Source organism: Streptomyces sp. NPDC059567 (assembly GCF_042735655.1).
Classification (GTDB): domain Bacteria; phylum Actinomycetota; class Actinomycetes; order Streptomycetales; family Streptomycetaceae; genus Streptomyces.
Window position 1 is genome coordinate 23,863 of the sequence record NZ_JBHWBS010000099.1, and the last position, 5,106, is coordinate 28,968.

Here is a 5,106-nt window from a genome sequence, read left to right on the forward strand (position 1 = left end):
GCGGCGCCGCTCCGAGTCCCCCCCGCACACCCCCGCTGTGGGGGGGGGGGGGGGGCCCCCCCCGCCCCCCCCCCCGCCACCACCGCACCCAACGGGGGGAAGTACCCATGTCCACGCCTCGCGAGCAGCTCGCCGACGCCCGGCTCTACCTGTGCACGGACGCCCGCAGGCGCCAGGGAGACCTGCCCGCCTTCCTCGACGCCGTGCTCTCCTCCGGCGTGGACATCGTGCAGCTCCGTGACAAGGGCATGGAGGCCGGAGAGGAGCTGGAGCACCTCGCCGTCCTCGCCGACGCCTGCCGTCGCCACGGCAAGCTGCTCGCCGTGAACGACCGGGCCGATGTCGCCCACGCCATCGGTTCCGACGTGCTGCACCTGGGCCAGGGCGACCTGCCCGTGCCCGCCGCCCGCGCGATCCTCGGCGAGGGAGTCCTGATCGGCCGTTCCTGCCACGGCGAGTCCGAGGTGGACGCGGCCCTCGCCGAGCCCGGCGTGGACTACTTCTGCACCGGCCCCTGCTGGCCCACCCCGACCAAGCCCGGCCGGTACGCACCCGGCCTCGGCCTGGTGCGGTACGCGGCGGCCCTGGAGCAGGACCGGCCCTGGTTCGCCATCGGCGGGATCGACGAGACCACCCTCGACGAGGTCCTGGACGCGGGGGCCCGCCGGATCGTGGTCGTCCGGGCGATCACCGAGGCCGACGACCCGGCCGCGGCGACGGCCCGCCTGGCCAAGCGGGTCCGCGAGCGCTCGGCGTGATCTTCCTGCTGTAGGCGGCCGTCCGTGACCTTTTCGGCGCAATGTCCGAAGGTCCGGTCCGGCCCTTGGACGTTGTCCAAAAACGTGTCCATTCCTCGGACGAGGCTTCGCCGGTCGTGTGACCCCGTCTAACCTGCCGGTATGGCCCTTGGTACCGCTTCCACCCGCACGGACCGTGCCCGCACGGTCCGCGAGATCCTCGCTGCCGGCAAGCCGTCGTACTCCTTCGAGTTCTACGCGCCCCGGACGGAGAAGGGTGAGCGGAGCCTGTGGAACGCCCTGCGCAGAGTGGAGGCGGTCGGACCGAGCTTCGTCTCGGTGACCTACGGCGCCGGCGGCTCGACCCGCGGCGGGACGGTCAAGGCGACCCAGAAGATCGCCGGCGACACCACGCTCACCCCGGTGGCGCACCTCACCGCGGTCGACCACTCCATCGCCGAGCTGCGCAACGTCCTGGGGCAGTACGCCGACGCCGGCATCCGGAACATGCTGGCCCTGCGCGGCGACCCGCCGGGCGATCCGCTGGGGGAGTGGATCGAGCACCCCGAGGGAGTGAGCTACGCCGCCGACCTCGTCCGGCTGATCAAGGAGTCCGGCGACTTCTGCGTGGGTGTCGCCGCCTTCCCCGAGATGCACCCCCGCTCGGACGACTGGAACACGGACATCCGTCACTTCGTGGACAAGTGCCGGGCCGGCGCCGACTACGCGATCACGCAGATGTTCTTCGATCCGGACAACTACCTCCGGATGCGCGACAGCGTGGCGAAGGCCGGCTGCGAGACGCCGATCATCCCCGAAGTCATGCCCGTTGTGAACGTCAAGACCCTCGACCGGCTCCCCCAGCTGAGCAACGCGCACTTCCCGGCCGATGTGAAAGAACGCATCCTCGCCGTCAAGGACGACGCGGCCGCTGTACGCTCCATTGGCATCGAGTTCGCGACGGAGTTCTGCGCGCGTCTGCTCTCCGAGGGTGTCCCCGGACTGCACTTCATCACGCTGAACAACTCCACCGCGACGCTGGAGATCTACGAGAATCTCGGACTGCACGTGCAGTCGTGAACGGCGTACCCGCCCCAGACCCGCGGCGGTGGCCGTAGGAGAGGGGCGGGCATGGGGTGGACGGTCCTCTACATCGCGTTCGGCGTTGTCGCGTTGTGGCTGCTGGGTGAGGTGCTGCTGCAGTACAAGGCGCGCCTGCGCTGGCGGGTGCTGGCGTTCTGCGGCTTCCTCGGCGTGGTCCTGGGCGTCCTGATGCCCTCGGTCGCGGTGATCATCGCGGGGGCGATCGCCTTCGCCGTCGGCCAGACCTATGTGACCCTGTCCTTCCGCCGCGGCTTCTCCACCGGTTGGGCCATCGGCGGAAGCCCGGGCGCGAGCCGCCGCCGCAGGTCGTCCGCGCCGGCCGAGACGGGCCCCACCCTGGAGGTCAGCGACCTCTCCTACGAGCACGCGGAGCCCTCGGCCGCCGAGTCCACCGCGGTCTACGAGCCCCAGCCGATGGACGAGGACACCGGCCAGTACGGCATCTACGACACCTCGTACGGCCACGGTCACGACCACACCCAGGCGCAGCCGCAGGAGCAGCCCGCCTACAGCACCGGATACGACGGCTACACCCCCGGGTACGAGCAGCCCGCCTACCAGCCCGCCTACGAGCAGCCCGCCTACGACTACGGGACCGGCCAGCAGCAGTACGCCGCCTACTCCGACCCGTACATCGGCCCGGGGACGGACGGCCAGCAGTACGCCTCGTACGACTACGGCACCGGGCAGCAGCAGTACGCCGACCCCTACGCGGCCTCGTACGGCTACGACACGCCGCCCGGCGGCGTGTGGGTGCCCCAGCAGCGCGACAACGAGCAGCCCGCCCCGCAGCAGGGGCACGAGCACTACGGCTACGGCAACGACCAGCAGTACCGGTACTGACCGGCCCCACCGCTCCTGACGGGCTCAGCGCGAACCGCGGAAGTCCGCGCCCTCCACGATCAGCCCGGCGACGAGCGCCCCCGACATCCCGGCGTGGGCGAGCCCGCCGCCGGGGTGGGACCAGCCGCCGACGAAGTGGAGCCCCGGCAGCGGGGAGCGGTTCGCGGCGGGCAGGAACAGCCCGCGGCCGCCCCCGAGCGCAGGTCCGGGCACCTCCCGCGTGCCCGTCTCCCGCAGGGTGTCGTCCGGCGTACGGACCTCCTGCCAGAGCAGCCGCTCGCTCAGCCCCGGGACGGCCGACTCCGCCGCCGCCACCATCTCCCGCGCGATGTCCGCCCAGTCGTCCTCCGGGTTCAGCTCCACCGTCGACGTGACGGTGACCGACTCGTGGCCGTCGTCGGGGCGCAGCGCCGGATCGTCGGCCCGGAGCACGGTCACCGCGGGACGGTCCCCGCTCGCGTGGACGACCGTCCGGTGAGCGGCGCCGGCCTCCCGGGCTCCGCGCAGCGCCAGACAGACCGTCACCCGGCCCGTGAGGGCCGCCTGGTACCGCGGCCAGTCGTCCTGGCGCTCCCAGGTCACGACCTGCTCCCGGTAGAGCGCGGGGACGGGTGCGCCCGCGACGACATGGTCCGCCTCGACGAACTCTCCGCCCGCCAGCCGGACCCCGGACGCCCTGCCTTCCCTCTCCACCACCTCGTCGACGGCGGTGTCGAGGACGAACTCCACCCGTCGCTTCCGGCACCGCTCGTACACCGCGTCCGCGAGCGCCCTGATGCCGCCGCTCACGTACCAGGTGCCGAAGGTCTGCTCCATGTACGGCAGGACGGCGGCCGCGGCCGGGGCGGTGGCAGGGTCGAAGCCGTGGCTCCAGGCGTACGAGTCGAGGAGCGCGGCGAGCCGCGGGTCGCGCAGCTCACGGGCGCCGATCTGCGCGAGCGTGGTCGTGGGCCGGCGCAGGAGCCCCGCCTTCAGGGCGGGATAGGGCTCGCGGCCCAGCGCCGAGACCTCCGCGGGCTGCGGCTCCTCCAGGAGGGGGCGGCGGGTGCGGTCCCAGGCCTCGCGGGCCCGGACCAGGAACTCGCCCCAGCGCTCGCCCGTGCCCGCGCCGAGCGCCGCGTCCAGCGCGGAGACCGTGCCCGCGCGCGAGGCGTTCGGCAGGTCCACGCGGGTGCCGTCGGCGAAGACATGACGGCTCGCCGGGTCGACCTGCGCCAGCTCGACGCACTCCTCCAGCGGCTCCTTGCCGGTCTTGACGAACAGATCGCGGTAGACCGCGGGCAGATGCAGCAGTCCCGGGCCGGTGTCGAAGCCGAACCCGTCCCGCTCGAAGCGGCGCACCGCACCGCCGTACGTCCCGCCGGCCTCGTACACCGTCACCCGGTGGCCCGCCACGGCCAGCCGGGCGGCCGCCGCCATGGCGCCGAGCCCCGCGCCGATCACCACAATCCGTGCCATGTCAGCGACTTTATCCGGCCCCTCGGACAGCGCCGAAGGCCAGGTGGGCCTGGTGGGCGAGCGTGGTCAGAAGTGTTCCGAGCCGTCGCCGGACGGAGCCCGCGCCCGCGTCCCGGCCCCCGTGGCCGCCAGCCGCTTCTCCTCCCGCCGCTGCGCCCTACGGCGCAGGAAACGGCGGATGCGTTGGGCGAGGAAGATCAGTATCACCAGGCCGAGCACGAGGAGCACGGCCGCGATGATCGCCGCCACTTCCGGATTGAATATCGCGAAGGTGATGATCCCGGCGACTCCGAGGTCCTCCGCCACGCTCATGCCGATGTTGGAGAACGGCTCCGGCGAGGTGTTGATCGCCATCCTCGTCCCGGCCTTCACGAGATGGCTCAGCAGAGCCGTCGTGCCGCCGACCGCGCCCGCCGCGAGTTCGGGCAGCGAACCGGACTCCCCGGCGAGCAGTGCGGCCACGACGGCGCCGGCGATCGGCCGGATCACCGTGTGGACGGAGTCCCAGACGGAGTCGACATAAGGGATCTTGTCCGCCACCGCCTCGCACAGGAACAACACCCCGGCGGCGATCAGGACATCCGTACGCTGCAACGACTCGGGCACCTCGTCGGTGAGACCGGTCGCGCCGAAGATGCCGAGCAGCAGGACCACCGCGTACGCGTTGATCCCGCTCGCCCAGCCGCTGGTGAAGACGAGCGGGAGTACGGACACGCCCGCGATCGTATCCAGGTCTGAGTACCCGTACCTAGACCATGAGATGAGTAGGGATGCGGATGGGTTCCGACCTGCGCGGACGGAAGACTGGAGGCAACGGAAGGGGCACGGCTCCGGACCGCCGGCACGGGGCGGCGGAACGGGGCCGTGCGCCTGCCGGCACGGGGGTGCACGGGGGTACGGGGGTACCACGGGGGAGCACGGGGGTGCGGAAACGCCGGACGGCGAGGCTCGGGGGGATCGAGCC

Annotated in this window: 5 protein-coding genes; 3 read left to right on the top strand and 2 right to left on the bottom strand. The window is 72.3% G+C overall.

What is annotated here, in order from left to right:
• The first annotated feature begins 107 nt into the window (after positions 1-107).
• The 3 genes from thiE (at position 108) to ACFVZW_RS30925 (ending at position 2,684) form a co-directional block, all read left to right on the top strand.
• Positions 108-758 (top strand): thiamine phosphate synthase, encoded by a 651-nt coding sequence (gene thiE, locus ACFVZW_RS30915; protein WP_384528197.1) that lies wholly within the window; start codon positions 108-110, stop codon positions 756-758.
• 141 nt (positions 759-899) lie between these two features.
• Positions 900-1,817 carry a methylenetetrahydrofolate reductase [NAD(P)H] gene (metF, locus tag ACFVZW_RS30920; RefSeq protein ID WP_384528200.1) on the top strand — a complete coding sequence of 306 codons (918 nt, stop codon included), beginning with the start codon at positions 900-902 and terminating at the stop codon, positions 1,815-1,817.
• Positions 1,818-1,868: 51 nt separating this feature from the next.
• Entirely contained in the window at positions 1,869-2,684 is an 816-nt protein-coding gene (locus ACFVZW_RS30925) for a hypothetical protein (RefSeq protein WP_384528203.1), read from the top strand.
• A 24-nt stretch (positions 2,685-2,708) separates the two neighbouring features.
• Here the strand turns inward: ACFVZW_RS30925 and ACFVZW_RS30930 are convergent, their stop codons facing one another.
• Both ACFVZW_RS30930 and ACFVZW_RS30935 read right to left on the bottom strand, forming a co-directional pair.
• The gene (locus ACFVZW_RS30930; protein ID WP_384528206.1) at positions 2,709-4,142 is read right to left on the bottom strand and encodes a phytoene desaturase family protein; all 1,434 of its coding nucleotides are present in this window, start codon (positions 4,140-4,142) and stop codon (positions 2,709-2,711) included.
• Between the two features lie 66 nt (positions 4,143-4,208).
• Positions 4,209-4,856: a DUF4126 domain-containing protein gene (locus ACFVZW_RS30935; protein WP_384528209.1), complete on the bottom strand. Its 648-nt coding sequence runs from the start codon at positions 4,854-4,856 to the stop codon at positions 4,209-4,211.
• Positions 4,857-5,106 lie beyond the last annotated feature (250 nt).

Excerpts from the sequence above, each read along its gene's own strand:
- metF (WP_384528200.1), top strand. The coding sequence starts at position 900 with ATGGCCCTTGGTACCGCTTCCACCCGCACGGACCGTGCCCGCACGGTC.
- thiE (WP_384528197.1), top strand. The coding sequence starts at position 108 with ATGTCCACGCCTCGCGAGCAGCTCGCCGACGCCCGGCTCTACCTGTGC.
- ACFVZW_RS30925 (WP_384528203.1), top strand. The coding sequence starts at position 1,869 with ATGGGGTGGACGGTCCTCTACATCGCGTTCGGCGTTGTCGCGTTGTGG.
- ACFVZW_RS30930 (WP_384528206.1), bottom strand. The coding sequence starts at position 4,142 with ATGGCACGGATTGTGGTGATCGGCGCGGGGCTCGGCGCCATGGCGGCG.